Here is a 26,871-nt window from a genome sequence, read left to right on the forward strand (position 1 = left end):
TCAGCACCTTAGAACCTTTCCTTAGTCATTCATAGAGATCAAAAACTCTTCGTTATTTCTTGTTTTCTTGAAACGATCGTTTACAAAATCCATAGATTCTACCGGATTCATATCTGACAGATATTTACGCATGATCCACATTCTTTGTAATGTTTTCTCGTCTAATAATAAGTCATCACGACGTGTACTTGACGAAGTAAGATCAATTGCAGGGAAAATACGTTTGTTGGCAATTTTACGATCTAACTGAAGTTCCATGTTACCGGTTCCTTTAAATTCTTCAAAGATCACCTCATCCATTTTAGAACCTGTTTCAGTAAGTGCAGTTGCGATAATACTTAAAGAACCGCCATTTTCTACATTTCTTGCCGCTCCAAAGAAACGTTTTGGTTTTTGTAACGCATTTGCATCCACACCTCCACTTAAAACTTTTCCTGATGCTGGCTGAACGGTATTGTAAGCTCTTGCTAAACGTGTAATCGAATCTAATAAAATCACAACATCGTGACCACATTCTACCAAACGTTTTGCTTTTTCAAGAACAATATTGGCAATTTTTACGTGTTCTTGTGGTTCTCTGTCAAAAGTAGAAGCGATAACTTCACCACGAACACTGCGTTGCATATCTGTAACCTCTTCTGGACGCTCATCGATCAAAAGAACAATAAGATAAACTTCAGGGTGATTTGCTGCAATCGCATTTGCAATGTCTTTTAACAACATTGTTTTACCTGTTTTAGGCTGTGCGACAATCATACCACGTTGTCCTTTTCCAATTGGAGAAAATAAATCGATAATACGGGTTGAAACTGAACTGCCTTTTTCGGCTAATTTAAATTTTTCTGAAGGGAAAACCGGTGTCAGGTGTTCAAAAGAAACTCTGTCGCGAACCACTTGCGGATCGTGACCATTGATTTTAAGTACACGAACCAACGGGAAAAATTTCTCCCCTTCTTTAGGAGGACGAACCACTCCTTTTACTGTATCTCCAGTCTTAAGACCAAATAATCTGATTTGTGATGTTGATAAATAAATATCATCCGGAGAAGCTAAATAATTATAATCTGATGAACGTAAAAAACCGTAACCATCCGGCATCATTTCAAGAACACCTTCACTTTCGATGATTCCGTCAAACTCAAAGTCTGAATCTCTGAAATTATTTTTCTTGTTTTTATGATTTGGATTTTGATTCCCATTATTACCATTTCCGTTACCATTTGCATTCGGATTTGCGTTTGGATTAGAATTCTGATTTGGATTTTGGTTAGGATTCTGATTTGGATTCAGATTTTGGTTTGGATTCTTGTTTTGGTTCGGATTAACCTTTTTAACCGCAACGGGAGCTTCTGTTTTTTCAGCAGTTAAAGTTTCTGCTACAGCTTCGCTTTCCGGAATCACTTCCTTCGTAGCTTCTTTTTCTTTTTGCAAAGCGACTTTTTTCTCGTAAGCTGATTTATTAAATTTAACGATTTTTGGTCCTTTTTTCTCTGGCACTGTTTCCTCAGCTGTTTCCTGAACTTCAGGACTTTCCTGCTCTGCGACTACCTTTTCTTCCGTAGCTTGTTTCGCTACAGGAGTTTGTTTCGTTTTAGGAGCTATTTTTGCTGTCGGGGCTTTTACAGCTACCGGAGTTTCTGTTTTTTCAGCAGTTTCCTCTACATTATCAAATTCTAATACTGGAGCATTTTTGCTAATAGCCGCTTTTTTTACAGGAACAATCCTTGCTCTTTTCGGTTTATCATCAACTTTTTCCGTTTCAGTTACAGCACTAGCAGGTGGTGCTATAGTTGTTTCCTGATGTGCTAAAATCTGGCTAATTAAAGCGTCTTTTTTGACACCGGTAAACTTTATAGTTTTAGCTAACTTAGCTATTTCTTGAAGCTCAGAAAGCTTCATTTCTTTTAATGCAGAAATATCAAACATGAATGTTCTATGAATTTAATTATTTTAACGGAAATACTGTAAAAAGAATAGGTAGATAATTGTTTTCAATTGACCGCAGTATGAAGTGCTTACGGTATTATGATGCAATAATACGAATAAAATTTAATCATACAATAGTATTTTAAAAAAAGAAAATATATTTTTGTAAAACAATTTTAGATCATGATACAACGAATTCAAACTGTATATTTAATTCTTACCTTTATAATTACGGGGGTATTATTATTTTTTATTCCACTTTGGACATTAAATAATGGTAAACCATTTTATTTTATGCAAGATCAGTTTTACACAATTTTGCTGGGATTAAGTACTATGCTTACTATTATAAGTATCATTTCATACAAGAAAAGACAAAATCAGTTTGTAATGGGCAGACTGAACATAATATTAAATTTAATTTTATTAGGATTGTTTGTATATCGCTCTCTAAATTTATCTGGAGAAACAGTTGCTGTTTCAGAGAAAGGTATTGGGATGTTTCTACCAATTGTTGCTATCGTATTATTAGTTTTAGCTAATAAGGCCATCAAAAAGGATGAAGATCTCGTAAAATCTGTAGACCGTTTGAGATAAACCTATAAACTTAAGTTTTTTGTGCGAAGAGAACCCGAATTTTTAATTCGGGTTTTTTTGTACCTGACTGTTTTTTAAAATTTTATTATAGCATTTAAAACAAAGACCAAAACAACTTTGTAAGATATTTTTTTTCATAAATTTGCTTTTTAAGTTCCAAAAACAATTATGACACAAAAAATAAGGATTCATCTTGCTGATGATCATCAAGTACTTATCGATGGCCTTACCAATTTACTTCAAACTGTAGATAACTTCGAGGTTGTAGGAAGTTCATTAAACGGAACCACTGTTTATGATGATGTCATTCTAAACAATGCCGATATTTTAATCTTAGACATAAGCATGCCTAAAAAAGATGGTATTGAAACATTAAAAGAATTCAAAGAAAAAGAGTTTCCCTGTAAAGTTATTATTTTATCGAGCTATGATGATCTCAAACTCATAAAAGAAGTAATGAAACTAGGTGCCAAAGGCTATCTCACAAAAAAATGTGCTGGCGAAAACATTATTGAAGCTATTGAAGCTGTCTATCAGGGTCAGGAATACTTTTGTGATGCGGTGAGAGAAAAAATCTTTAATACTTTTACTCATAATAATCCTAAATTAAACAAGGATTTCTATGGCGGAAATCCAATATTGAGTGCTCGTGAAATCGAAATTATTATCTTGATTTCGCTTGAATATAGCAGCAAGGAAATCAGCGAGCAACTTTTTATTAGCATGAATACAGTTGAAACCCATAGAAAAAACATCATGAAAAAGTTACAGATTAAAAGTACTATTGGTCTTGTAAAATATGCGTTGAAAAACAATTTAATAAATTCGTAATCGTCTTCAAAAAATCAAATCTATTTCATAATTTACAATTGGATTATGGCTTTAATCAAATTTTTTATCGCATTCCTTTTCTTTACTTCGATAGGCGGAAATACTGTATTTGGTCATCAAAATACATCTTTAAGTACAAATGAATCAAGTATTGTAATTCAGGAAAATTTAAAAAAGACAACTAATACCAAAATTGAAAAATTCGAACAATTACGAAATAAAAAAATAGTCAGCCTGTCTATTGTCATTATAATAATACTTTGTTTTTTATTCTATTTCTTTTATCAGAATAACAAACTAAAGCAAAAAATTAAACGAAAGGATACGAAGCAAAAGATATTGCTTAATATTATTAATGCCGGAATTGACAGCAATGAAATTGAACGCAAAAAAATCGCTTCCTTTTTACATGACAACATTAATTCTTTATTATCTTCTGTAGGGTTACATTTAAATACGTTTACAGCACAAAACAATATAAAATCTGAAGAAATCCAGAAAGCAAAAGCTATTTTACAAGAAGCACACGATCTTTTGCGAGACATGTCTCATGACCTGATTCCTGCTCTTCTGGTTCGTTTTGGTTTAATTTTCGCATTGGAAGATTTATGTGAAAAGAACTCAAATTCCAGTATTAATTTTGAGTTTTCAAGTAAAATTCCAACAGATAAAAGATATACCGAAAAATTTGAAATGAAAGTTTATTTTATTGTTTCAGAATTATTCAGCAATATTATAAAACATAGTGACGCAAAGAAAGCCCGCATTTTATTACAGGAAAAAGAAAACAAATTCAGTATTATAATTGATGATGACGGAAAAGGCTTTAAAGCCGAAAAACTAAATGAATCCGAAGGTTTTGGTCTGAACCAAATTAGAGCGAGAATCAAAAAATACAAAGGAAATATATCTATTGTCTCAAAAGCAAATGAAGGAACCTTAATTAAGATTAAAATTCCGTTGCCTCATTAACCAAATTACTTTTTACCGATCTCGATAATTTCCAGATCTTTTATTTTATCATCATCGATTACAAACCTCAACATGGTTCTTACCTGATGAAAGCCGCTTTTTCCTGCCGCACCGGGATTCATATGCAGTAAATTATTCTTTTTATCGAATATTACTTTTAAGATATGCGAATGTCCACAAATGAATAATTTAGGCGGATTTGAAGCCATTTCTTCTCTGATTGCCGGATTATATTTCCCTGGATAACCACCAATATGAGTAATCCAGACAGAAACATTTTCGCATAAAAACCTGTTATGCAAAGGGAATTCTAATCTGGCTTGTGCGTCATCAATATTTCCGTAAACGCAACGTAAAGGTTTTAGCTTTTTTATGGTATCGGTAACATTTAAATCACCAATATCTCCCGCATGCCAAACCTCATCGGCTTGATTTACATATTTTAAAATAGTATCGTCAATATGACTATGTGTGTCAGAAAGTAGGAGGATTTTTTTCATTTTCTTTTAAAGGCAGAAAGGTTCAGAGCCGCAAAGGTACAAAGGTTTTCTTTAAAGATGCTAAGGTTCTGAGGTGCTAAGTTGCTAAGCTTTTAATAAAAAAATCCGATTCGCTTACGCAAATCGGATTTCAAACTTTGTGTTAGCCGCACTGCTGTGCATCTCTACGATATACGATGTGTTTTACATTTTACATCTCACATTTCACATCTAAAGTTTTTCACCTTAAAACAATTATTATTTCTTCGGATTTTTAACGTCTTTAGAATCTTTGGTATCCATCATTTCCATTAGTTTTAATCCTAATAAACCACTAATAGAACCATCAGAACCACCGTTTCCTGAAATCAGCACATCTGGAATTACTTTGATATTTCCTTTACCAATTTCCTCCGTTACTTTATATCGGGTAAAGTTATCACCGCCCATTGCAGCAACCTGAAGTTGGTACGATTCTGCAGTCGATTTACCAATTGCCATAATTTTCTCTGCTTCGGCTAAACCTGTTTTAGAGATTTTTTCTGCTTCGGCGCTTGCGTTTAGTTTTGTTGCTTCTGCCTGTGCTCCTGCTCTTGCTTTTGTAGCTTCGGCTTCTGCATTTGCACGCATTTTTGTGGCTTCGGCTTCAGCGTTTACATTTAGTTTTAAACTGGTTGCATCACCTTCTGCTTTTTTCACGGTTGCATCTGCTGTACGTTGTGCGATTTCAACACTTTGCGAAGCACGAACGATTTCTTTTTGCATATCTGCAATCGCCGTTTCTTTCTCCATTCCCTGGCGTTGTTCTTGTGCCATTCTTTGGGTTTGATACGTTTTTTGCTCTTCTTCTGCCAGTTTCCTATCCGTTAAGGTTTTCATCAATGAATCCGGCGGAACGATATCTCCAATCAAAGTATCAACAGCATTTACGTTGTATTCGTCTAATACTAACTTAATATGATTTTTAGCCGATTCCTGACGTTCTTTTCTTGTACTCAAAAAAGAAATCACATCGCTATCCTGCGCCGAGTTTCTAAAGTAGTTACCAATTGTAGGCTCTAAAACCTGAGAAACCAAGTTATTCATACTTCCAAAACGGGCAATTACTTTTGGCGCTTCGGCAGCCGGAACGTGAATAATTTGTGCCACATCCAGATTAAACGGGAAACCATCTTTTGAACGCACTGTAATTGTAGATAGATTTTTATCTAAATCATGCGATTCACTTCTCGCATTTGCCCAGTTTAGTACTAAATTAGTTGTTGGAACCGGTTCTAGTTTCGTTGTGTATTTATTAAGCGCATATTTTCCAGGACCAAAAGGTTCCATCCAAACACCGCGTTGTCCTTTTGAAACAATATTTCCGTGTTTAAAAGTATCTCCGGTTACATCTTGTCCGTCTTCTCCAATATAAGAAATCACAACGCCAACATAACCAATAGGCACATCAGTCATTGGGTTTTGCTCGATTTGTATTCCCCATGTGTTAATATAATAAGAACCTGCCAACATAACCTGAGGCTGCAAACCACGGTTTCCGCCCGTATCCAGAAACTTGTCAAAATCCTGAAAGTTATTATGACCTTCGACAAACTTTCCGGCAATTTGTCCTTGCGGAATTGGTTCTCCGTCAAGAGCGGTTACGATACCAATCATGTTCTCGTAAATCTTGATTTGATCTGCCATAACAATTTCGAACAAGAACGTATTAATACGATACGAACCTGTTGTAATAAAAGCTGTCTGACGCCCTTTTTGTCCGCCATTATCCAGGAAAAAAGTAGCATCCTGAAAATTGTCACTGTCTACTTTTCGTGCTAAGATTCGTCCGGTTGGGATTTCCTGTCCGTCTTTACTTAAAACGAGTCCAATTTTACCTTCGGGAATAACTGTAAATCCAGTCATATCTATCGAGTATTGCCAGATCCACATTCCCCAGTATAAACCCGGAGCAAGCGTTTTTGCCTGATAACCAGCTTCTCCTTTTGTCGCGATAATACGACCATCAGGAAGCGATTTGTCGGTTCCAAACAAAACAAATTTCTTGGTTACTAAACCAATTTTATCTTCGGGAACCATTACCATTCCGAAGAAAACACGTAAAATAAACTTGTAAAAAAGGAAGGAGAATAAGATTAAAATTATCCACCAATAAGAAGTAATTTCATTCATAGTTTTTGATATTTAGGCTACAAACATAATAGAAATACTTTCTGTTAAAATAAAATATTTTAAAAATTAACTTTCGCCAATTCTTTCACAAAATGTTAAAAAAAATAATTCAATTAAATCGATGGAATTGTCAATTTCTGACACGATTTTTTGCTGAACAAACTATGATTGGTATTTTTGGTTTTAACAGTTTTTTAGAAAGGTTCTGAGGTTCTGAGAGACTAAGGTGCTAAGTTTATTTTGCCACAGATTAAAGGATTAAAATGATTTAAAAAAAATCTGTTTAAATCTGCAAAATCTGCGTGAAAAATTATAATACGTTTGTTTTATCGTAGAAATGCACCGCAGTGCGTCTCTACAATAACGTCATGTAAAAAAACTTAGCATCTTAACATCTTAGCATCTTAGAACCTTAGCCACTTTTTTTCGTACCTTTGCCACTCAGAACCTTTGAACCTTCACCTTGAGATATTTTATTCAATTCGCTTATAACGGAACCCATTATCACGGTTGGCAATTTCAGCCCAATGCTTCATCTGTACAGGAAACTTTAAACAAAGCCCTTTCGGTTTTATTAAATTCACCTATAAATGCAATGGGCGCCGGAAGAACTGATACTGGCGTTCACGCAGAGAAAATGTATGCGCATTTTGATTTTGATGCTGCAATAGATGTTCCGGTTTTAGTACATAAACTGAATTCGTATTTACCAAAAGACATTGCCATTTTTGATATTATATTGGTACATGATGATGCTCATTGCAGATTTGACGCCACCAGACGAACGTATGAATACCATATCAATACTGTTAAAAACCCGTTTGCAGAAGAATTGAGTTGGTATTTTAACCAAAAATTAGACGTAGCTTTGATGAACGAAGCGGCAAAAATCTTACTGAATCATACGGATTTTCAATGTTTTTCGAAAGTAAATACGGATGTCAACACATTTGATTGCACGATTTTTGAGGCATATTGGAAACAAGAAAATAATAAACTGGTTTTTACGATTTCGGCGAATCGGTTTTTACGAAATATGGTTCGTTCTATTGTGGGAACGTTGGTAAATATTGGTTTACACAAAATTTCTCTAACCGATTTTGAAAACATTATTGCGAGTAAAAGTCGAGAAAAAGCCGGGTTTTCGGTTCCGGCGCACGGATTATATTTAACCGAAATTAATTACGATTACATCATAAAATAGCCCTGATTGCAGTGAAAAGCTTTTTTGAGAAAAATGTAGTTTTTGTGTTTTTATGAAGCGACCAGCGGAAGCTTTATAAAAATAATACAAAAACATATTTTTGAGAAAAACTTGTAACGGAAAGCAGGAATAGCTCCAGAAAATAAAAATGAAAGCAAAAGCATTTGATACCGGATTATTCAAACGAATTTTAAAATATACTAAACCTTATAAATGGCGCTATTATGGCGTTATAATTTTTGCCGTTTCGCTGTCGATTTTTGCAGCACTTCGCCCCTATCTATTAAAACAAACGGTCGACGGCTATATCAAGACGCATGACAAAGAGGGTTTGTTGATGTATATTGTATTGATGGGCGTTGTTCTTTTGTTTGAAGTATTCTCTCAGTTTTATTTTGTGTATTGGGCAAACTGGCTGGGACAGGATATTGTAAAGGATATCAGAACGAAACTTTTCAAACATATTCTGAGTTTTAGAATGAAATATTTTGATTTGGTTCCGGTTGGGCAACTGGTAACCAGATCAGTATCTGACATTGAATCGATTGCACGTATTTTTAGCCAGGGTTTGTTTATGATAATAAGTGACCTGATGAAAATGCTGGTTGTTTTGATTTTTATGTTTTATATGAACTGGAAACTAACCTGGATTGTGGTTGTCGCAATGCCGATTCTGGTTTTTATTACAAGAATTTTTCAGCGTAAAATGCAAGTTGCTTTTGAGGAAGTTCGAACACAAATTGCTAACATGAACTCGTTTGTACAGGAACGTGTTACGGGAATGAAGATTGTACAGCTTTTTAATCGTGAGAAAATCGAAGCCGAAAATTTTAAGGTAATTAATGACAAACACAGAGTTGCGTGGATTAAAACGATTTTATATAACTCAATATTTTTCCCAATTGCTGATATTATTTCGTCTATTACTCTGGGATTAGTGGTGGTTTATGGTGGATTTAAGATCCTGAACGGGGATCATTTTACGACTTTTGGAGATTTATTCTCTTATACGATGTTTATAGGAATGTTGTTTAACCCTTTGCGTCAGATTGCGGATAAATTCAATGAGATGCAATTGGGAATGATTGCTGCCAATCGTGTTTTTGATATCATAGATACACAAGACCATATACAAGATACAGGAACGCTTGAAGCTCCAGTTTTTAACGGAAGTATAGAGTTTGAAGCTGTCCGTTTTAGTTATATTCCGGAAGAAGAGGTTATAAAAGGAATAGATTTATCTGTGGCTGCCGGACAAACTATTGCAATTGTGGGTTCTACAGGTGCAGGAAAATCGACTATAATAAATTTACTGAATCGCTTTTACGAGATCAATAGCGGAACTATTTTTATTGATGGTCACAATATTGAAAATTATACTTTGGCTTCGTTACGAAAACAAATTGCAGTTGTACTTCAAGATGTGTTTTTATTTGCCGATACGATTTATAACAATATAACCCTGCACAATCCTGAAATTACACGCGAACAGGTTTTAAATGCTGCCAAAAAAATTGGTGTGCATGAGTTTATTATGAGTTTGCCGGATAATTATGATTTTGATGTTAAGGAACGAGGCGTTATGCTTTCGTCCGGACAACGCCAGTTAATTGCGTTTTTGAGATCGTATGTTAGTAATCCGAGTATTTTAATTCTGGATGAAGCAACATCGTCGATTGATACTTATTCTGAAGAATTGATTCAGCGTGCGACAGAAACGATTACAAAAGGCAGAACTTCGATTATTATAGCGCATCGATTAGCCACAATTGTAAACGCAGATAAAATTGTTGTTATGGATAAAGGCTTAATTGTAGAACAAGGAACGCATCAGGAATTACTGAATAAAGCCGACGGTTATTACAAAAACCTCTATGACTCCCAGTTTTCAGTAGCTAACTAGATTTTTAAATGCCAAAAAATTTCTTAAAAAAGTTAAATTAGCGTTATAGGAATCATAAAACTGGCAATACATAGGAATTATGTAACAATGGTGCTTTTTTAATTAATTATATTTGAGAATATATAATCAAATGTAAAAGAAAATGCCACAAAATAGATTTTATCCAAACGAGCAATTCAAAGAAATAGAAATAAACGCATCATTGCAACTTAGATATGCAATTTCAAATAAAGGCCGTCTGATTAGTTTTTCTGATGAAATACAAAACGGACGCATTTTAAAAGGCGGTTTAAGCGACGGTTACCCAACTTTTAGGTTTAAGGTTAAAAATGACGACAAGATTGTTAACAAATATCTCTTTTTATATAAGTTAGTTGCTCAATATTTTATCAAAAAAACATCTGAAGATCAAACTTATGTATTGCATTTGGACTATAACAGAAGCAATGATGATGTAAACAATTTGCGCTGGGCAACAAAAGCAGAAATGATGGCGCACAGCCGTAAAAGTCCGCGTGTGATCCAGGCCAAAAAGAATCTGATTGAACACAACTTAAAAGCCGACGGAAGAAAATTAACAACTACTAAAGTGATGTTAATCAAGAAAATATTAGCAAGACCGGAACAAAAAACGCGTCTTAAAATGATCGCTAAACAATTTGGCGTAAGCGAAATGCAAATTAGACGTATTGCCAGCGGAGAAAACTGGGGACACGTAAAAGTGTAATACCTAATTATTGATGGTTAATTGTTAGTTATTAATTGCTGATAATACTTAATTAATAATTCATCATTAACAATTAACAATTATTAGTCGAAGTCGAAGAGCTTTTCATCTCGAAAGGTCTTCGACTTCGCTTTGTTAATGAAAGTTTTATTTTACAGCTTTAGAGGAAAAAAGCAATAATTTATAATTTATAATTCATAATTAACAATTCAGATTTCATATTTTACCTTTTTACTTTTTTACAACTTACTATTTTTTAAAATAAATCCTTAAATTCGCAATCACAAATAACAAAAGAATAAATAGGAAAATGAGTTTCGGAATTAAACTTCGTTTTCGGTAATAAATACTAAAAACCAAAAAAATGAAATACGACGTTATTGTTTTAGGAAGTGGTCCTGGCGGATATGTAACAGCTATTAGAGCTTCACAATTAGGCTTTAAAGTAGCTGTAGTTGAAAAAGAAAACCTTGGTGGTGTATGTTTAAACTGGGGATGTATCCCAACAAAAGCATTACTAAAATCAGCTCAGGTTTTTGATTACTTAAAACACGCTTCTGACTACGGATTAAAAGTTTCTGAATTCGATAAAGATTTCCCTGCAGTAGTACAACGTAGCCGTAATGTTGCTGACGGAATGAGCAAAGGTGTTCAGTTTTTGATGAAAAAAAACAAAATTGACGTTATTGAAGGTTTTGGAAAACTAAAACCAGGAAAAAAACTTGACGTTACTGATAAAGATAATAAAGTTACTGAATATAGCGCTGACCATATTATCATTGCAACTGGAGCTCGTTCACGCGAGTTGCCAAACTTGCCACAAGATGGTGTAAAAGTAATTGGTTACCGTCAGGCAATGACTTTACCAACACAACCAAAATCTATGATTATTGTAGGTTCCGGAGCTATTGGTGTTGAGTTTGCACATTTTTACAACTCAATGGGAACTGATGTTACTATTGTAGAATTTATGCCAAATATTGTTCCAGTTGAAGATGAGGATATCTCTAAACAAATGGAGCGTTCTATGAAAAAAGCCGGAGTAAAAATTATGACCAACTCATCTGTTGAGAAAATTGACACTACAGGAACTGGAGTAAAAGCTACTGTAAAAACGGCTAAAGGAGAAGAAATTCTTGAGGCTGACATCGTACTTTCGGCAGTTGGAATTAAAACTAACATTGAAAACATAGGTTTAGAAGAAGTTGGAATCGCTGTTGACAGAGATAAAATCTTAGTAAACGCTTACAACGCAACTAATATTCCTGGTTACTACGCAATTGGAGACGTTACTCCGGGACAAGCTTTAGCTCACGTAGCTTCGGCAGAAGGAATTAACTGTGTTGAAAAAATCGCTGGTTTACACGTAGACCCAATCGATTACGGAAACGTTCCGGGTTGTACATATGCAACTCCAGAAATTGCTTCTGTAGGTTTAACAGAGAAACAAGCTAAAGAAAAAGGATACGAATTAAAAATTGGTAAATTCCCGTTCTCAGCTTCTGGAAAAGCAAAAGCTGCCGGTGCTGCTGATGGATTCGTAAAAGTAATCTTTGATGCTAAATACGGAGAATGGTTAGGATGCCACATGATTGGTGCTGGTGTTACAGATATGATTGCTGAGGCAGTTGTTGCCCGTAAACTTGAAACTACAGGTCATGAAATCCTTAAATCTATTCACCCTCACCCAACAATGAGTGAAGCTGTTATGGAGGCTGTAGCTGATGCTTACGGCGAAGTAATTCACTTGTAAAAAACATTGTATTGATGCCTGTGCATCGGTGCGAGTTACATATTATTTTCAATTTAAAAATCCGATTTGCAAAAGCAAGTCGGATTTTTTTTTGATTATAGTAGCATCTTTAAAATACCAAAAAATCTTCAAAAAAAACACAATAAAAACCTGCATAACAATTAGATACAAAAAAAATATTTCTGACTTTAATCTTTTTTTGTACTTTTATAAATCTTAAAAATCTGACAACAATCTGATTTTATCTTCGCCTGAATAATTTTTATATCAGCACAAAAAGAACCATCGAATATCATAAAATTTATAATCCCTAATAAATTGCCATTATGAAAAAAGTTCTTCTTTCGTTTTTACCATTACTGTTTTTAATAGCTTGTAATCAAACAAAAAAAACAGAAAACAGCAATACTACAGATACCTCAGCTTCTACAGAAACTGATACAACAAGTTTAAAACAACTTCCACCCGGACCAGATGCAAATGTTAAGATCACAGAGTCTTACGCGCGTCAGGTTGCAAGAGATGCTTATTTCTGGGCATGGCCAATGGAAAATATTTATAATCGGCGTCTGGCTTTTAAACAATCTCCAAAAGTTGGACTAATGAACGGCGTATTGCCTTTTGCACCAATTAATTCTTTAGCCATGCTGCACGATTACATAAAACCTGAACAGCGCTGGGTTGCCTGCCCCAATCAGGATGTAGTATATGGCGCTGCAATTGCTGCACTCGACGAAACTCCGGTTGTGATACAAGTGCCTGATTTTGGTGATCGTTTTTGGGTATATCAAGTGGTTGATTTGCGAACAGATGCTTTTGCACAATTGGGCAAAATGTACGGAACAAAACCCGGATTTTATTTATTGACAGGTCCAAACTGGAAAGGCGAAGTTCCTAAAGGAATTACAAAAACCTTTCGCAGCAAAACAGGAACTGCTTTTATTGTACCACGAGTTTTTCAGGATGATAATCCCGAAGACAGAAAAGCAATACAAAAGATCATAAATAATATTGATGTATATGCTTTAGATAAATATGATGGAAAAATGAAAGTAAACGACTGGAGCAAACTTCCTTCTCTGTCTTCCCCTACAAAAGATGGCGGTACAGGTGAAACCAAATGGGTTTTTCCTGATACTTTTTTTGATGAACTGCCTGTTGTTCTTAAAGATGCTCCACCTTTGCCTGGCGAAGAATCCCGTTATGCACAAGTACTTGCTGTAATTGAAGCTGCAAAAAAGGATCCTGTATTAAAAAAAGCAATTATTGAAGAAGCCCATAAAGCCGAAAAAGAATTAATAGATCCGTTATTACAATTTCGCAATTGGGGAATTCCACTTGCACATAATTGGTCGACTGCGAATAACTGCGCCGCTTTTGGAACTGATTATTTTACTCGTACCGCAATTGCAAAATCGAATATATTGGTGAATGCGGGTGCTGAAACAAAATATTTCTATCAGGATCTTGATGCAAATGCGGTAAGGCTAAATGGTGCAAATAAATACACAGTAACTTTTGCGAAAGATAAAATGCCTCCAGTAGAAGGATTTTGGTCGTTGACTTTATATGATGAACATCACTTTTTTTCGCCTAATACATTAAAGCGTTATTCATTGGGCACAAAAAATAAGGATCTAAAATATAATCCTGACGGATCTCTTACTATATGCATACAAAATTCTGAACCTCAAGGGAACAAAAAAGCCAATTGGTTGCCTTCTCCAAAAGGAATTTTCTGTCTTTACTTTCGATGTTATGGCCCTGAAGAAAAAACAATTAAAAACGAATGGACACCTCCAGGAGTAATAAAAACATAACATAAAAAAGAAAATACCCTGTTCATTAATTCAGATTCTTTTTGTTTTTAGAAATTAAATTTCTCTTGATTTATTAAGGCTAACGAAACAAAAAATCTTAAAATCAATAAAAACTCTTTTTCATTTTGTAGCAAAAAAACTATATTTACGTAATAAGAAATAATTATTCTAAAATATCAGTAATGGAAAACACACCCATATTTTTTGCAGACGGAGAAAGTCCAAAAATGATTGAAGCATTCAAAAAAGCACAAGAAACTTTTAAATATTTCTGGAGAGAATTATCCTGGGAGTATCGCCGTATAGTTCCCGCACTTAATGTTGCCTGCGTAAAACTTGCCTTTACTCAGGAAATAGATAACGAAACCATAGTAGAACATATGTGGATCAATGAGATCAATTTTGATGGCGAAAAAATAAAAGGCATTTTAGTAAACGATCCTGACGAATTAACAAATGTTAGCAATGGTGATTATGTAGAAATTCCGGTAAATCAAATAAGCGACTGGTTATTTGCAACTCAGGATAAAACCTACGGAGGTTTCACGATACACGCCATGCGATCAGAAATGGACGAAACAGAAAGAGAACAACATGATGAAGCGTGGGGATTAAATTTTGGTGATTACAATGATATTCTGGTTGCTTATGAACAAGAAGAAAAGCCAGAAAATTTGATAGAACACCCAATGAGCAAAAACATGCAGGAAAGTCTTATTGAGTTTATAAAAACAAATCCAGACGAACTTACAGCTCAGGACGAATTAGGATATACTTTTTTACATCGCGAAGCAATTGCAGGAAATAGTACAACTGTAAAAGTATTAATTGATTCCGGTGCAGATGTAAATGCAAAAACACACAACAATAAAACTGCTTTAGATTTTGCAGAACAACTTAAATGGGAACATTTAATTCCAATCTTAAATTAAATTTTTTAAAATGTTTTACAATAAACAAAAAGCCAATCGATAAGGATTGGCTTTTTGTTTTTAATGCTTAATTTGCTTTTAACTCTTTAAATTGTTCTGTGTACATCTCTTTTACTTCTACTTCAGTATTATCTTTTAATCTGCGTATTTTGTATGATATTGGAGCAGATGAAGAAACTAGGTCATTAGGAGTAGGCGCTTGCAAGAAATTTACAAAACTATTATAATCTGTAACTTTTCCTCCTAACGACAAAGGTCCGCCCACAATCATAACTTTTACCTTATTTTGCGCAAACAATCTTTTGAACTCTTCAGAGTAGTTTACATCAACACCAATATCTACCACTTTTAATGCTACACCAACAGATGCTTTAACCATCATATTATTATAAGCCTCATCTTTGGTGGTTTCGATTAATATATAAGCAACTCTTCCATAATCTACATTACTCACATAAACCGGTTCATGAGTTCCAAAATTGTTAGTGTTAATATCTCCATCAATCCAGTCTGTATAATATTTTGGATCAATAGTCATACTATACAAACGCTGTCTTACTTTTACCATTACATAAGATTTAGTATTCGTTGAGCCGCTATTTTGTGTATAACCAAAATTTACTTTTACTAAACCACCTAATACATTTACATTCAAATGAGCATCAAGTGCTTTTTTAAAACTATTCTCAGTCGTAATTTCATCACTTTGATATTCATAATAGGTTGGTATTGCATCATAATCAATAAAATTTTTATTTTTACCAACTAACCCATTAATTGTATTTCTTACGTCACTAGGAATGGGCAAAGTAATTGCGTTAACTAACTCCCCTCTTAAAGACATTGATAAAGTAACTGGTTTAAAAGCATTTTTAAGTACTAACGGATCATAAGTTGCATTCATAAAACTGGAACCACGTAAAATACTTCCCGGATAAATTACATCCAGATTTGCCTCGTTTATAATAGAAAGAGGAGAAAGTGTGGTTTGTTTTTCTACTTCAGTAAGATAAACATATTCATTATTGCCAGTCGTAGGATTAAGTTCCTGCGTTCCCGTTTTTTTAGAACTTAATACATTATCCGGTTTATTCTCAAAAACTACGGATTTCAAATTCTCTAAAGTAGCGTTAGAATCACTGTCTTTATTATCATCGCTGCAAGAGATAAATAATGTAGCGCTAATTGCCAAAGCTAAAATGGCGTTTTTTTTCATTAGGTTTTTCATATTATTGTTTTAAGTTATTGTTTTTGTTTAATAGTCAAATTGCTATATGTAATGATATTATCAGGTTCATGATTTCTTTTTTGTGTTATTTTAAGCTCAGATAATGTCCATTTAGGTACGATTTGCGCACCTTTTTCAGTATTTACTTTTTCGCTAAAAGTCATTACACTATTTATAGAAATGTTGCCATTAAATTTTTTATCATTATATAATGCTGTATAGCTATTTTGTTTAGAGTCACTGTCTGTTAAATACGTGTCGTTCGTCTGGTCACCATCATCAATTGTAAATTCATAGTAACGACTGTGTTTAGAATTCCCAAACATGGAAGAATTAGATGTTTGTTCATTCCAGGTATACATTTCGATTTTTACTGCAGAAAACAATATTTCCTGAGTTGATCCCGCAACATATTTATTTGCCAGCATTTTGCGAAGCTCATATTGTTGGGTGAAATTTCCGGGTTTTAAAATCGAAACAAAAAATGAAGAATTTGCAAATTTGACGATAATACTATCTCGCGTTTGCTTAACAAATTGATCATCAACAGACTCGGACATAAGCGAAGAAGTTATTTTTATTTCTTCCTGAAAATTATAATCAATTTTGTTTTGTTGATGTCTGGTTGCATCAGCTGTTATTGGTTTCAATACATAAACAACATCAGGCGAAGAATCAAAATCTTTGATTTTTACATCAAATTTTAGTGTTTCTCCTACCTGAATATTGTTCCAAACTGAACGATCATTACTTTTAGATAAAATAAAATTGGCTTCATTATGCTGAATGGTTTCTGTTGAATTGTTTTCTTCACTACAGGAAGCAAAACCGACTAGAATAAAAAAGAGATATTTTTTCATAATTAAATTTTTTTCAAATTAATGGCTTTATAATATCATTTTTATCCGCTAAAAGTCTTTTGAATAATAGAATAAGGTCGGTCTGTATTTTATTTTCTAAAAGCCTTTTTATTTTCTAAAAAATTCAAGTTTTATTTCAGAAAATGAGTTTTTAAAATTTAGAAAAACATACATAATGTTCTTTTATTTAAGTAGTATTTAAGACAAAAAAAAATCCGATTTGCTCTCACAAATCGGATTTTTTTATTGTATTAAATTATTCTTGAAATTCGTTATTTGAAATCAAGCAACTTTGATAAAGTAATTTCTAAGGCATTTGCAACTTCAAACAAAGTATAAATCGTAGCATTAACTTTTGCATTTTCAAGTTTTTCAATTGATTGACGATCTTTATTACACGCTCTCGCTAAGTCGGATTGACTCCAACCCTTTTCTTCTCTTAATTGAATAATTCTCTTACCAATTTTATTTTTCAATATATCTCGTGTCATAAATCAAATGTCATAGAATTTGCTGACAAATTTGTCATATTTTAATACGACAACTAGGTTTTTTAACTATATTTGTCATATAAAAATACGACAATGAAAAATTCAAGAACACTAAAAATTCACACAAAGTCCAAATCTGGAGTACATATGCCTACAAAAATTCCGGTAATAAAACTTGAAGGCAAATGGCTTAAAAAACTTGGTTTCAACGAAGGACAAATGATAAATGTAGCACAAGAAATAAACAGGCTCATAATTACAATTGATAATCAAGCGAAATGATCTTATTTTAATAATTCAACAAAAATTAAAGCCTATATTTTTATAACTTTATACCTAAATAAGTAAAGTCATGAAAGAAGTATGCATTGTTGAATTTCCATCAAATTTGGGTTTAAAAGAACCTCAACCCGGAAAAGAACCAGGCGTAAAAAAATTGCCGGACTGGTTATGGAAACATAATTTACATAAAGCCATTGATCCCAAAGACATTCTAAGACTTGATGCCCCAAAATATAGCAATGTAAGAGATCTGGAAACTAATATTCTCAACGCAAACGCATTAGTAAATTATGCCAGAGAACAAGCTTATTTAATAAACAATTTACTTTCTCAAAACAAATTTCCGTTTGTACTTGGCGGAGATTGCAGCATATTATTAGGACCCGCAATTGCTTTGAAACAAAAAGGAAACTACGGATTATTTTATCTCGACGGTCATACTGATTTTATGAATGTTTCGTTGTCTGAAACTGGCGGAGTTGGCGGAATGGCAGCTTCTATCGTAACGGGAAACGGATCTGAAAAACTAACCAATATTCTTAATTTATCCCCGTATATAAAACAAGAAAATCTTTGGTGCGCAGGCAATCGCGAATACGACGATGAATACGAAAATGAAATTCGTAATTCGCGTGCAACCTATATCAGTCTTCATGAATTGCGAAAACAAGGTATTGCAACTTGCATTCAAAATTTTTTATCACAAGTAAAAACTAAAAATCTGGACGGATTCTGGCTTCATATCGATGTTGATGTTCTCAACAATTCGATAATGCCTTGTGTCGACAGCCCAACTCCGGACGGACTTACTTATGAAGAATTCAATGAACTTACCTCCTATTTATTTCAAAGCGAGAAACTAACCGGACTCGAAATTACAATTCTCGATCCGGATTTAGATCCCACCGGACAATACACAAAAGAATTTGTACATCATATTAGCACAACTTTTAATGCATATAAAAGTTAGATTTTATTTGATATAATAAAAACTTCTATTGGTCATTTCAATTTAAAAAGGCAAGTAATTTTGCATAATTCTATTAGCCACAATAGATTACACCTTTAAAAAATTGAATCATGAAAACAAAAATTGCAATATTAGCGTTGATATTCTTTACTGCATTTGCATGCAAACAAGGAGAATCACAAAGTAATAATCCTACTGAAAAAGATCTTACACCTTTAGAAAAACTAACGTCTGGAAACCAGCGTTTTTTAGATCAAAAATCAATACATCCGCATCAAAACAAAAAATCTGTTTTAGAAAATCAAGATTCCCAAAAACCTTTTGCCGTAATTATTACCTGTTCAGACAGCAGGGTTTCTCCAGAAATCGTATTTGATCAGGGTATTGGCGATTTGTTCGTGATACGAAATGCCGGAAATTTAATTTCTGATATCGACATGGGAAGCATCGAATACGCCGTAGAACATTTAGACACTAAACTAATCGTAGTTTTAGGACATACAGAATGCGGTGCCATAAAAGCGTATATCAACGATAAAGACGGATCTTATAAAAAACACTTTAATCATATCGACAATATCGTCGAAACAATTTCTTTAGAAGATGAAGAAATCGAAGCCGACAAAATCAACCCGAAAATAAACAATTATCTGGGCGCGATTAATGCTAATATCAAACACTCGGCAAAACTTATAGAAAATAATCCTGTGTTGAAAAAACAAAAAGTAAAAATCGTCTCAATGCAATACGACGTTCATACCGGAAAAATAATCCAGTTATAATTGCAGGATAAAAATCAAGAATAAGAATCCGATTTGTGAAAACAAGTCGGATTTTTTTGTTTTGGAAGTTCAGTATTTTAATTTTTATTAGCACAATTTAAAAAAAGTTTTAAATTTATAATATCAATTTAAAGCTCAAAACATGACATTAGAAGAATACAAAAAACAATTTTCAGATGACGATGCTGTCGGCTGGCTGTCTATAGACAAAGAGCTAGATGAGCTTTATCCCAATCAGGAACCCAAACATTATGTACCGCCAATAAGTTATATGCTTGGCGGCGCAGATCCGCTTGACGGCATAAGCGTTTACGAAAGCAAAAAACAAACAGACCACCTGCATTTTGTAACCTACGGTTTTTCTGAATTGTATTATAATGAAGAAAAACTAGACGGCGAATTTAGCAAATGGGGATTTGAACTTACCTTTAGACTAAAACCTTTTGCACCGGATAACGAAAACCCAAGTTGGGCAATTGCACTCTTGCAAAACATTGCCCGATATGTTTTTGACAGCGGAAACTGGTTTGAGGAATTTCATTATATGCCCGCAAACGGACCAATACGACTGGATACTGAAACTGCTATAACAGCCTTGATTTTTGTGGCAGATCCTGAGTTAGAAAAAATACAAACTCCACATGGCGAAGTCACTTTTTTGCAAATCGTAGGAATCACATCTGCTGAATATGATCAGTTGGTAGAAAATCCCGAAACTGCAGAGGAATTAGTAAATAAACTCAAAGAAAACAATCCGTTATTGATTGCGGATTTGACAAGAAAATAACTCAGAAATCCGATTTAGAAAACTAAGTCGGATTTTTATTTGGGCGTTACCCGCAGAAAAAGCGGGTCGGGCTTTCGGCTATATCTTTTGTTCCGTTTCTCTTCACAAAAGGATACCGCCTCTATCCCTAACGCAAAACCCGTTTTTATAAGAACATTTTATTTCTAAATTAAATTATTATAATAAAAAGATTATTTTAGCTTTGTTAAGGATTCCGCATCAAAACAAACACATTCAACTAGTTATACAACCTTAAAAAAGTATTATTATGAATGCAGAAATACAAGAATACAATAATTTGCAAAACTCTACAGATCAGGAAATCTGTAATAAACTTGCCGCTATAATCGATGAAAATTTGCCAAATGCCGAAAACAAGATTTGGCACGCACATCCGGTTTGGTTTTTAGACGGTAATCCTATCGTGGGTTACAGCAAACTAAAAGCAAGCGTTAGGTTATTATTCTGGAGCGGACAATCTTTTGATGAAGAAAAACTAACCGACGAAGGCTCTTTTAAAGCCGCAGAATCACGCTACATAAATCCGGAACAAATCGACATAGACGATATAGAACGCTGGCTCAAAAAAGCGCAGGAAATACAATGGGATTATAAAAACCTAATCAAACGAAAAGGAATTTTAATTCGGTTAAAATAAAACAAGCACAAATAAGGTTAGAATAAAATTATTATGGAAATTGTAAGGATCAAAAAAAATCATTACGACGCTTTAAGAAAACTATTTTTAAAAGAGAGAAAAAACACGTTCTCGTGGCTGGATCCTTTAAAATTTAAACTAGACGATTTTGAAAAGCATACAAAAGGAGAATTAGTTTTGGTTGCTTTAGATCAGGAAATTCCAATTGGATTTATCTCTATTTGGATGCCAAATAAGTTTATTCATCATTTATATCTCGACGAAAAATATCAAAACAAAGGCGTTGGAACTCAATTGCTCAAAGCTGCAATTCAGGAAACTAATTTACCTATTACGTTAAAATGCTTAGAAGAGAATACAAAAGCAGTTGATTTTTATAAAAAGAAAGGATTTGTTGCCATAGAAAGAGGACCATCTGAAAACGGAGATTATATATTATTTGAGTTATCAGAAAATTTAAAATAGAAACACTAAATCAATTATAATTACACCTTACATTCAAAACCAATAATCACTGCATAAATTCGTTTAAAAAAGAAAATAATAATGGCCAATACATTCTACTCTTATTTAGCATTTATAACCCCAGATTCTAACGCAAGCCTCATTGCTTTAAAAAATAATTTAGAAACTTTCTATAACAAATCAGAAACAGCAGATAAACCAGAAATTGTACTTGATAATGACCAAATCGAGCTTGTTTTCAAAGATGAATATCGCTTGTATATCGCCTATTCTCAAGAAGAATATGTAAATGAAGAAGCGCTTGAACTTGCAGAAGAACACGAACTCGATTGGAATGAAAACATTATTGATAAAGCAAAATTACAAACCTGCAATAAAAGATTTGAAATTTGGGGCGATGACGATTTTGATATGGATTATTTTAATGACAGTTTGTATATCATAGAACAAATAGAAAATTTTGATGATGTAATTATATTTTCGATCCAATAAATGATTTAACACATATCATCATTAAATTTTACAAAAAGAAAACAATAAACAATTCTTTTAAGATATTAAACAACTACAACGCAACCATTTAATAAATTTTACATCTATTAATTAAACCAACGTAAAATTTATAACTATGAAAAAATTGTTTTTGTTAATCGCAGTTGTCTTATTTTGTTCTTGCAGTAATGATGATAAAGATTCCTCTCAAAACGAAATAAAAGGCAAATGGAAACTGACTAATACTTCTGGAGGAATAACTGGCACATCATATCCTATACCTGCGAATCAAGAAACGGTTTTAGAATTTTCTGAGAATACTTTAAAAACCTATATAAATGGTACTTTATTAAATACTCAGACTTATAGTTTTCAAATAAAAAAATCAATTTTTGGAGGCGTTAGAAAAATGATAGTTACCCAAAGTAATTCAATTGCAAATGACATTAACAGAGTACAATCTTTTAACATTCTTGGCGACAAATTATCCTTAAGAGATGAATGTTTCGATTGTTACACAGCAGAATATACGCGTATAAATCTTGCTGCATTCTAAAAACGTTAGATTACAACAAAACAAAAACCTTAAAAAGTCTGATCTTTAAACCTTAAAAAATCAGACTTTTATTTTATAACCTTTATACTCCTTTTCTCTATTTTCTATTTTCTCTCATTCCCTATTCTGGTTTTAATTTGTATTTTCGTTCAATATAAACGAATTCCTAAAAAATATAAATAAGCCAACTCATAATATGGAAGAAGCAGTAATCGAAAAATCAGTTTTTGAAGAAATACCAACAGAAAAAATTTATACCGAAAAAGCAATTACTGTCGGCACTTTTTTAGGCGGTCCATTAGTTGCCGGTTATTTTATGGCAGAAAATTTTAAAGTTTTTGGAGATTTCGACAAAGCCCGAAAAACCTGGATTATAACGATTCTGGCAACCATTTTTATCTTTGGTTTGATTTTTTTGATTCCGGAAAATATAAATATTCCAAATATGATTTTCCCAATTATTTATATGGGAATCGCAGCTTATTTTACCAAAAAATATCAGGAAAAACAAATTAATACACACATCGAGAATGGCGGCGAACATTATAATTGGTGGCGAACGCTATTAATTTCGATTATAGGAATTTCGGTTTTGCTTGGTGCTGTATTCAGTATTTCATTTTTGACAGAAGCTGCAAACGGAAGACTTGCCGAATCAACAAAAAAATATGGAACCATGAATCATGAAATTGCCTATCAAAGCAATATCAATGAAAACGAAGTAGATAAAATTGCTGTTGCTTTTGAGAAAACATTCTTTTTTGACGATGCTATAACTAAATACGTATACCTGGAAAAAATCGATAACACCTACGAAATTTCTATTTCATGCAATGAATCTGTCAAAGACGACGCTATAGCCGCGCAACCATTTGTACAATTAAGAGATGATATGCAAAAATATTTTCCTCATAATAAAATCATTCTTAAACTTGTCGTTGATAATCTTGATAATGTAGTTAAACGAATTGAATAGACATACAAATCTAATTTCATCCTTTTTTTGGATTCCCATTTTTAGACTACGATAAAAATAGTTTTGGCTAAATCTGCCTGATGAATGTTGCTCAACTTTGTACTATAAAAATATAGACAAATGAAAATTACAATTACAGGTTCTTTAGGGAACATCAGCAAGCCATTGGCTCAGGAATTATTGCAAAAAGAACATGAAGTTACAGTAATTAGCAGCAGTATTGATAAACAAGCCCAAATTGAAGCTCTTGGAGCTGTGGCAGCAATAGGTTCTGTTAATGATGTGGCATTTTTAACCAAAGTTTTTACAGGCGCAGATGCCGTATATTGCATGATTCCGCGTGCAAATTATTTTGACCCCAATCTGGATTTAGACGCTTTTACCCGCACAATTGGAAATAATTATGCCGAAGCAATTCAGAAATCTGGCGTAAAACGTGTTGTGTTTTTAAGTAGTATTGGAGCACACTTAGAGCAAAATTCCGGAATTATCCAGCGTTATAATGAAATCGAAACTGTTTTAAACCAACTTCAGGATGTTTCGATTACGTTTATGCGTCCGGTTTCTTTCTTTTATAATTTACTGCCTTATATTCCGCAGATTAAATCGCAAGGCATAATTTCCGCAAATTATGGCGGAGACAGGATGATTCCGTGGGTTTCACCAAGCGATATTGCCGCTGCAATTGCCGAAGAAATAGTGTATTTACCTCAGGGAAAAAACGTTCGTTATGTAGCAAGTGAAGAACTTACAGGCGATGAAACAGCTCACATTTTAGGCGAAGCAATAGGAAAACCAGATTTAAAATGGGTTTTAATCAGCGACGAAGAAACCTTAAACGGTTTGGTACATGTAGGAATGCAACCCAAAATAGCTGCAGGTTTGGTCGAAATGTATGCCGGACTTTACAACGGTTTATTATCTGAAGATTACTTACGCAATAAACCCACAGTTATGGGAAAAGTAAAACTGGCAGATTATGCCAAAGAATTTGCTGCAATTTATAACCAGAAATAAGTACCTTAGACTATGGCAAATCAGCAACCTGTTCGAATAAAAACGATAAGCGAATTTCATGAATTTAGAAGTTTGCCTAAACCGGAACATCCGTTAGTGAGCGTTTATAATTTTGAAGATCTTAAACGCCTTAACGAAGATGAACCCAAAAGCTTAATGCTTGATTTTTATTCGATTGCCCTAAAACGAAGCCCAAATGCCAAGATGCGATACGGGCAACAGGAATATGATTTTAATGAAGGCGTTTTATTATTTATCTCGCCGGGTCAGGTTTTTTCTATAGAAGGCAACGCAGATTTAGAACATACAGGATGGGCATTAATTGTTCATCCTGATTTTTTGTGGAATACGCCACTGGCAAAAAAAATCAAGCAATACGAATATTTTGGTTATTCGGTTCATGAAGCGTTGCACTTATCTGATAAAGAGGAGAAAATGATTATAGGCATCATGAAAAATATCCAGCACGAATATCAGTCTAATATTGATAAATTTAGCCAGGATGTAATTATCGCTCAAATCGAATTGTTACTTACCTATGCAGAGCGTTTTTATAACAGACAATTTATAACCAGAAAAATAAGCAATCATCAAATTCTCGCTCGCTTAGAAAACCTGCTTGAAGATTATTTCTCGAATCATTCTCTGGCAAAAAATGGTTTACCAACCGTACATTATATTGCCGAAAGTCTAAATGTGACACCCAATTATTTAAGCGGATTACTCAAATCACTCACCGGACAAAGTACACAACAGCATATACACGACAAATTGATTGAAAAAGCAAAAGAAAAACTTTCGACAACAAACTTATCGATAAGCGAAATTGCGTTTGATCTGGGTTTTGAACATCAGCAATCATTTAGTAAATTATTTAAGACCAAAACAAATATTTCTCCCTTAGAATTCAGACAATCATTTAACTAAACAGAATTTTATTTTTAGTAAATTCGCTACAAAAAAGTTTTATGAATCCGATTTTTAAAAATACTTTGGCCGTAATAATTGGTCTTTTTGTTGGTAGCGTTGTCAATATGGCAATAATTTTAATGAGTGGTTCCGTAATTCCACCTCCAAATGGTGCAGATGTGACCACGATGGAAGGGCTAAAAGCTACAATGCATTTATTTGAACCCAAACATTTTATTTTTCCCTTTCTGGCACATTCTATTGGTACTTTTGCAGGCGCGGCAACAACTGCTTTAATTGCTGCAACCCGCAAAACAGAATTGGCTTTGGTAATTGGATCCTTCTTTTTATTGGGCGGGATTGTAAATGTTTGTACATTGCCTTCACCAATTTGGTATAACATTATAGATCTTGCATTTGCATATTTGCCAATGGCATATCTGGCTAGAAAAGTTGTGGCTACAAAATAGTTCTGATTATATTTTAACATTAAATCACATTTATTAGATAAATCGCATAAATTGCAAGAGAAATTTTAACAAAAAAAATGTTTCTAAAACACACTTTGAGTTTAGCAGATACCTTCATTTTTCTGGGTATTGTTGCGATTATTGCAATCATATTCTCTATTATAGATTATCGTAAATCATCAGTTGAATACAAAAAAAAGGAGAATTTTAGAGACACTGCTATAAAAGTATTAGTTCAACTTAATGAAGTTAAAATTACCACTCAGGGTTTTACTGAAACTACAAAAGAAATAAAATCTAACCACTGGAACCGGAGCGAAATTCTTTATAATTCTATGACCGGTAATGATCATAAAAATTTTATAACCACAAAACATTGCTATAATACGCTATGGTATAATTTTAAGCATGACGGAAAAAATTACAAACAAACTTTTATTATAGACATGGATGTTTATAATTTAAAAATTTGGTTTGAAGTACAAAAAGAAACCTATTTATATATTGGCACAGGAGAATTTGCAAATAATCTGTATTTAGATCTGGAGTTTATGAATCGTTAAGTTTGATTCTTCGTAAAAAAATAAACTTCTGATTTTGCCTGATAATTTA

At 33.4% G+C, this 26,871-nt stretch carries 28 protein-coding genes; 22 read left to right on the top strand and 6 right to left on the bottom strand.

Annotated features, from left to right (window positions below; genetic code table 11):
* Positions 1-21 precede the first annotated feature (21 nt).
* Positions 22-1,926: a transcription termination factor Rho gene (gene rho / locus ASF10_RS13965; protein WP_056250236.1), complete on the bottom strand. Its 1,905-nt coding sequence runs from the start codon at positions 1,924-1,926 to the stop codon at positions 22-24.
* 183 nt (positions 1,927-2,109) lie between these two features.
* Between rho and ASF10_RS13970 the strand changes: the two genes are divergently transcribed.
* The 3 genes from ASF10_RS13970 to ASF10_RS13980 all read left to right on the top strand — a co-directional run bounded on the left by ASF10_RS13970 (position 2,110) and on the right by ASF10_RS13980 (position 4,326).
* The gene (locus tag ASF10_RS13970) at positions 2,110-2,523 is read left to right on the top strand and encodes a DUF4293 domain-containing protein (RefSeq protein WP_056250237.1); all 414 of its coding nucleotides are present in this window, start codon (positions 2,110-2,112) and stop codon (positions 2,521-2,523) included.
* Positions 2,524-2,691: 168 nt separating this feature from the next.
* Positions 2,692-3,354, top strand: a complete 663-nt coding sequence (locus ASF10_RS13975; RefSeq protein WP_056250239.1) for a response regulator transcription factor — start codon at positions 2,692-2,694, stop codon at positions 3,352-3,354.
* A gap of 45 nt (positions 3,355-3,399) precedes the next feature.
* Entirely contained in the window at positions 3,400-4,326 is a 927-nt protein-coding gene (locus tag ASF10_RS13980) for a sensor histidine kinase (RefSeq protein WP_056250242.1), read from the top strand.
* Positions 4,327-4,331: 5 nt separating this feature from the next.
* Here ASF10_RS13980 and ASF10_RS13985 read toward each other — a convergent pair whose 3' ends face one another.
* Positions 4,332-4,826 carry a metallophosphoesterase family protein gene (locus ASF10_RS13985; protein WP_056250245.1) on the bottom strand — a complete coding sequence of 165 codons (495 nt, stop codon included), beginning with the start codon at positions 4,824-4,826 and terminating at the stop codon, positions 4,332-4,334.
* A gap of 237 nt (positions 4,827-5,063) precedes the next feature.
* Positions 5,064-6,977: an SPFH domain-containing protein gene (locus tag ASF10_RS13990; RefSeq protein WP_056250247.1), complete on the bottom strand. Its 1,914-nt coding sequence runs from the start codon at positions 6,975-6,977 to the stop codon at positions 5,064-5,066.
* Positions 6,978-7,440: 463 nt separating this feature from the next.
* Between ASF10_RS13990 and truA the strand changes: the two genes are divergently transcribed.
* From truA to ASF10_RS14020, 6 genes are all read left to right on the top strand, one after another.
* Entirely contained in the window at positions 7,441-8,181 is a 741-nt protein-coding gene (gene truA / locus ASF10_RS13995) for a tRNA pseudouridine(38-40) synthase TruA (RefSeq protein ID WP_056250249.1), read from the top strand.
* Between the two features lie 148 nt (positions 8,182-8,329).
* Positions 8,330-10,084 carry an ABC transporter ATP-binding protein gene (locus ASF10_RS14000; protein WP_056250251.1) on the top strand — a complete coding sequence of 585 codons (1,755 nt, stop codon included), beginning with the start codon at positions 8,330-8,332 and terminating at the stop codon, positions 10,082-10,084.
* 142 nt (positions 10,085-10,226) lie between these two features.
* Positions 10,227-10,811 (top strand): NUMOD4 domain-containing protein, encoded by a 585-nt coding sequence (locus tag ASF10_RS14005; protein WP_056250253.1) that lies wholly within the window; start codon positions 10,227-10,229, stop codon positions 10,809-10,811.
* 364 nt (positions 10,812-11,175) lie between these two features.
* The gene (lpdA, locus tag ASF10_RS14010; protein WP_056250254.1) at positions 11,176-12,564 is read left to right on the top strand and encodes a dihydrolipoyl dehydrogenase; all 1,389 of its coding nucleotides are present in this window, start codon (positions 11,176-11,178) and stop codon (positions 12,562-12,564) included.
* A 326-nt stretch (positions 12,565-12,890) separates the two neighbouring features.
* Positions 12,891-14,384: a DUF1254 domain-containing protein gene (locus ASF10_RS14015; protein WP_082472440.1), complete on the top strand. Its 1,494-nt coding sequence runs from the start codon at positions 12,891-12,893 to the stop codon at positions 14,382-14,384.
* 182 nt (positions 14,385-14,566) lie between these two features.
* The gene (locus tag ASF10_RS14020; protein WP_056250256.1) at positions 14,567-15,316 is read left to right on the top strand and encodes a DUF2314 domain-containing protein; all 750 of its coding nucleotides are present in this window, start codon (positions 14,567-14,569) and stop codon (positions 15,314-15,316) included.
* Between the two features lie 67 nt (positions 15,317-15,383).
* Here the strand turns inward: ASF10_RS14020 and ASF10_RS14025 are convergent, their stop codons facing one another.
* From ASF10_RS14025 to ASF10_RS14035, 3 genes are all read right to left on the bottom strand, one after another.
* A complete protein-coding gene (locus ASF10_RS14025; RefSeq protein WP_056250258.1) occupies positions 15,384-16,544 on the bottom strand; it encodes a thiol-activated cytolysin family protein in 1,161 nt (386 codons plus the stop codon).
* Between the two features lie 14 nt (positions 16,545-16,558).
* Positions 16,559-17,404: a hypothetical protein gene (locus ASF10_RS14030; protein ID WP_056250259.1), complete on the bottom strand. Its 846-nt coding sequence runs from the start codon at positions 17,402-17,404 to the stop codon at positions 16,559-16,561.
* A 272-nt stretch (positions 17,405-17,676) separates the two neighbouring features.
* Entirely contained in the window at positions 17,677-17,895 is a 219-nt protein-coding gene (locus ASF10_RS14035) for a helix-turn-helix domain-containing protein (RefSeq protein ID WP_056250262.1), read from the bottom strand.
* Between the two features lie 93 nt (positions 17,896-17,988).
* Here ASF10_RS14035 and ASF10_RS14040 point away from each other — a divergent pair, with 93 nt between their 5' ends.
* The 13 genes from ASF10_RS14040 to ASF10_RS14100 all read left to right on the top strand — a co-directional run bounded on the left by ASF10_RS14040 (position 17,989) and on the right by ASF10_RS14100 (position 26,822).
* Complete coding sequence (locus ASF10_RS14040) at positions 17,989-18,177, top strand: SymE family type I addiction module toxin (RefSeq protein WP_056250263.1); 189 nt, start codon at positions 17,989-17,991, stop codon at positions 18,175-18,177.
* Between the two features lie 70 nt (positions 18,178-18,247).
* On the top strand, positions 18,248-19,147 hold the full coding sequence (locus tag ASF10_RS14045) for an arginase family protein (protein WP_056250265.1): 900 nt from the start codon (positions 18,248-18,250) through the stop codon (positions 19,145-19,147).
* 110 nt (positions 19,148-19,257) lie between these two features.
* On the top strand, positions 19,258-19,929 hold the full coding sequence (locus ASF10_RS14050) for a carbonic anhydrase (RefSeq protein ID WP_056250267.1): 672 nt from the start codon (positions 19,258-19,260) through the stop codon (positions 19,927-19,929).
* Between the two features lie 142 nt (positions 19,930-20,071).
* Positions 20,072-20,716: a suppressor of fused domain protein gene (locus ASF10_RS14055; protein ID WP_056250269.1), complete on the top strand. Its 645-nt coding sequence runs from the start codon at positions 20,072-20,074 to the stop codon at positions 20,714-20,716.
* Between the two features lie 268 nt (positions 20,717-20,984).
* Positions 20,985-21,374 carry a DUF1801 domain-containing protein gene (locus ASF10_RS14060; protein ID WP_056250271.1) on the top strand — a complete coding sequence of 130 codons (390 nt, stop codon included), beginning with the start codon at positions 20,985-20,987 and terminating at the stop codon, positions 21,372-21,374.
* Between the two features lie 33 nt (positions 21,375-21,407).
* A complete protein-coding gene (locus ASF10_RS14065; RefSeq protein ID WP_056250274.1) occupies positions 21,408-21,839 on the top strand; it encodes a GNAT family N-acetyltransferase in 432 nt (143 codons plus the stop codon).
* 81 nt (positions 21,840-21,920) lie between these two features.
* On the top strand, positions 21,921-22,331 hold the full coding sequence (locus ASF10_RS14070) for a hypothetical protein (RefSeq protein WP_056250276.1): 411 nt from the start codon (positions 21,921-21,923) through the stop codon (positions 22,329-22,331).
* Between the two features lie 136 nt (positions 22,332-22,467).
* On the top strand, positions 22,468-22,887 hold the full coding sequence (locus ASF10_RS14075; RefSeq protein ID WP_056250278.1) for a hypothetical protein: 420 nt from the start codon (positions 22,468-22,470) through the stop codon (positions 22,885-22,887).
* A 196-nt stretch (positions 22,888-23,083) separates the two neighbouring features.
* The gene (locus ASF10_RS14080; protein WP_198529591.1) at positions 23,084-23,863 is read left to right on the top strand and encodes a hypothetical protein; all 780 of its coding nucleotides are present in this window, start codon (positions 23,084-23,086) and stop codon (positions 23,861-23,863) included.
* A gap of 120 nt (positions 23,864-23,983) precedes the next feature.
* Complete coding sequence (locus ASF10_RS14085) at positions 23,984-24,880, top strand: NAD(P)H-binding protein (protein WP_056250279.1); 897 nt, start codon at positions 23,984-23,986, stop codon at positions 24,878-24,880.
* A 12-nt stretch (positions 24,881-24,892) separates the two neighbouring features.
* The gene (locus ASF10_RS14090) at positions 24,893-25,807 is read left to right on the top strand and encodes a helix-turn-helix domain-containing protein (protein ID WP_056250281.1); all 915 of its coding nucleotides are present in this window, start codon (positions 24,893-24,895) and stop codon (positions 25,805-25,807) included.
* Between the two features lie 41 nt (positions 25,808-25,848).
* Positions 25,849-26,259, top strand: coding sequence for a hypothetical protein (locus tag ASF10_RS14095; RefSeq protein ID WP_056250282.1), 411 nt, complete (start codon positions 25,849-25,851; stop codon positions 26,257-26,259).
* Between the two features lie 77 nt (positions 26,260-26,336).
* Positions 26,337-26,822: a hypothetical protein gene (locus ASF10_RS14100; RefSeq protein WP_056250284.1), complete on the top strand. Its 486-nt coding sequence runs from the start codon at positions 26,337-26,339 to the stop codon at positions 26,820-26,822.
* Positions 26,823-26,871 lie beyond the last annotated feature (49 nt).

It is taken from the genome of Flavobacterium sp. Leaf82 (genome assembly GCF_001422725.1).
Lineage (GTDB): Bacteria > Bacteroidota > Bacteroidia > Flavobacteriales > Flavobacteriaceae > Flavobacterium.

Bases quoted from the DNA above. Each gene is read 5' to 3' on its own strand.
- rho (WP_056250236.1), bottom strand. From the start codon at position 1,926: ATGTTTGATATTTCTGCATTAAAAGAAATGAAGCTTTCTGAGCTTCAA.
- ASF10_RS13970 (WP_056250237.1), top strand. From the start codon at position 2,110: ATGATACAACGAATTCAAACTGTATATTTAATTCTTACCTTTATAATT.
- ASF10_RS13975 (WP_056250239.1), top strand. From the start codon at position 2,692: ATGACACAAAAAATAAGGATTCATCTTGCTGATGATCATCAAGTACTT.
- ASF10_RS13980 (WP_056250242.1), top strand. From the start codon at position 3,400: ATGGCTTTAATCAAATTTTTTATCGCATTCCTTTTCTTTACTTCGATA.
- ASF10_RS13985 (WP_056250245.1), bottom strand. From the start codon at position 4,826: ATGAAAAAAATCCTCCTACTTTCTGACACACATAGTCATATTGACGAT.
- ASF10_RS13990 (WP_056250247.1), bottom strand. From the start codon at position 6,977: ATGAATGAAATTACTTCTTATTGGTGGATAATTTTAATCTTATTCTCC.
- ASF10_RS14000 (WP_056250251.1), top strand. From the start codon at position 8,330: ATGAAAGCAAAAGCATTTGATACCGGATTATTCAAACGAATTTTAAAA.
- ASF10_RS14005 (WP_056250253.1), top strand. From the start codon at position 10,227: ATGCCACAAAATAGATTTTATCCAAACGAGCAATTCAAAGAAATAGAA.
- lpdA (WP_056250254.1), top strand. From the start codon at position 11,176: ATGAAATACGACGTTATTGTTTTAGGAAGTGGTCCTGGCGGATATGTA.
- ASF10_RS14015 (WP_082472440.1), top strand. From the start codon at position 12,891: ATGAAAAAAGTTCTTCTTTCGTTTTTACCATTACTGTTTTTAATAGCT.
- ASF10_RS14020 (WP_056250256.1), top strand. From the start codon at position 14,567: ATGGAAAACACACCCATATTTTTTGCAGACGGAGAAAGTCCAAAAATG.
- ASF10_RS14025 (WP_056250258.1), bottom strand. From the start codon at position 16,544: ATGAAAAACCTAATGAAAAAAAACGCCATTTTAGCTTTGGCAATTAGC.
- ASF10_RS14030 (WP_056250259.1), bottom strand. From the start codon at position 17,404: ATGAAAAAATATCTCTTTTTTATTCTAGTCGGTTTTGCTTCCTGTAGT.
- ASF10_RS14035 (WP_056250262.1), bottom strand. From the start codon at position 17,895: ATGACACGAGATATATTGAAAAATAAAATTGGTAAGAGAATTATTCAA.
- ASF10_RS14040 (WP_056250263.1), top strand. From the start codon at position 17,989: ATGAAAAATTCAAGAACACTAAAAATTCACACAAAGTCCAAATCTGGA.
- ASF10_RS14045 (WP_056250265.1), top strand. From the start codon at position 18,248: ATGAAAGAAGTATGCATTGTTGAATTTCCATCAAATTTGGGTTTAAAA.
- ASF10_RS14050 (WP_056250267.1), top strand. From the start codon at position 19,258: ATGAAAACAAAAATTGCAATATTAGCGTTGATATTCTTTACTGCATTT.
- ASF10_RS14055 (WP_056250269.1), top strand. From the start codon at position 20,072: ATGACATTAGAAGAATACAAAAAACAATTTTCAGATGACGATGCTGTC.
- ASF10_RS14060 (WP_056250271.1), top strand. From the start codon at position 20,985: ATGAATGCAGAAATACAAGAATACAATAATTTGCAAAACTCTACAGAT.
- ASF10_RS14065 (WP_056250274.1), top strand. From the start codon at position 21,408: ATGGAAATTGTAAGGATCAAAAAAAATCATTACGACGCTTTAAGAAAA.
- ASF10_RS14070 (WP_056250276.1), top strand. From the start codon at position 21,921: ATGGCCAATACATTCTACTCTTATTTAGCATTTATAACCCCAGATTCT.
- ASF10_RS14075 (WP_056250278.1), top strand. From the start codon at position 22,468: ATGAAAAAATTGTTTTTGTTAATCGCAGTTGTCTTATTTTGTTCTTGC.
- ASF10_RS14080 (WP_198529591.1), top strand. From the start codon at position 23,084: ATGGAAGAAGCAGTAATCGAAAAATCAGTTTTTGAAGAAATACCAACA.
- ASF10_RS14085 (WP_056250279.1), top strand. From the start codon at position 23,984: ATGAAAATTACAATTACAGGTTCTTTAGGGAACATCAGCAAGCCATTG.
- ASF10_RS14090 (WP_056250281.1), top strand. From the start codon at position 24,893: ATGGCAAATCAGCAACCTGTTCGAATAAAAACGATAAGCGAATTTCAT.
- ASF10_RS14095 (WP_056250282.1), top strand. From the start codon at position 25,849: ATGAATCCGATTTTTAAAAATACTTTGGCCGTAATAATTGGTCTTTTT.
- ASF10_RS14100 (WP_056250284.1), top strand. From the start codon at position 26,337: ATGTTTCTAAAACACACTTTGAGTTTAGCAGATACCTTCATTTTTCTG.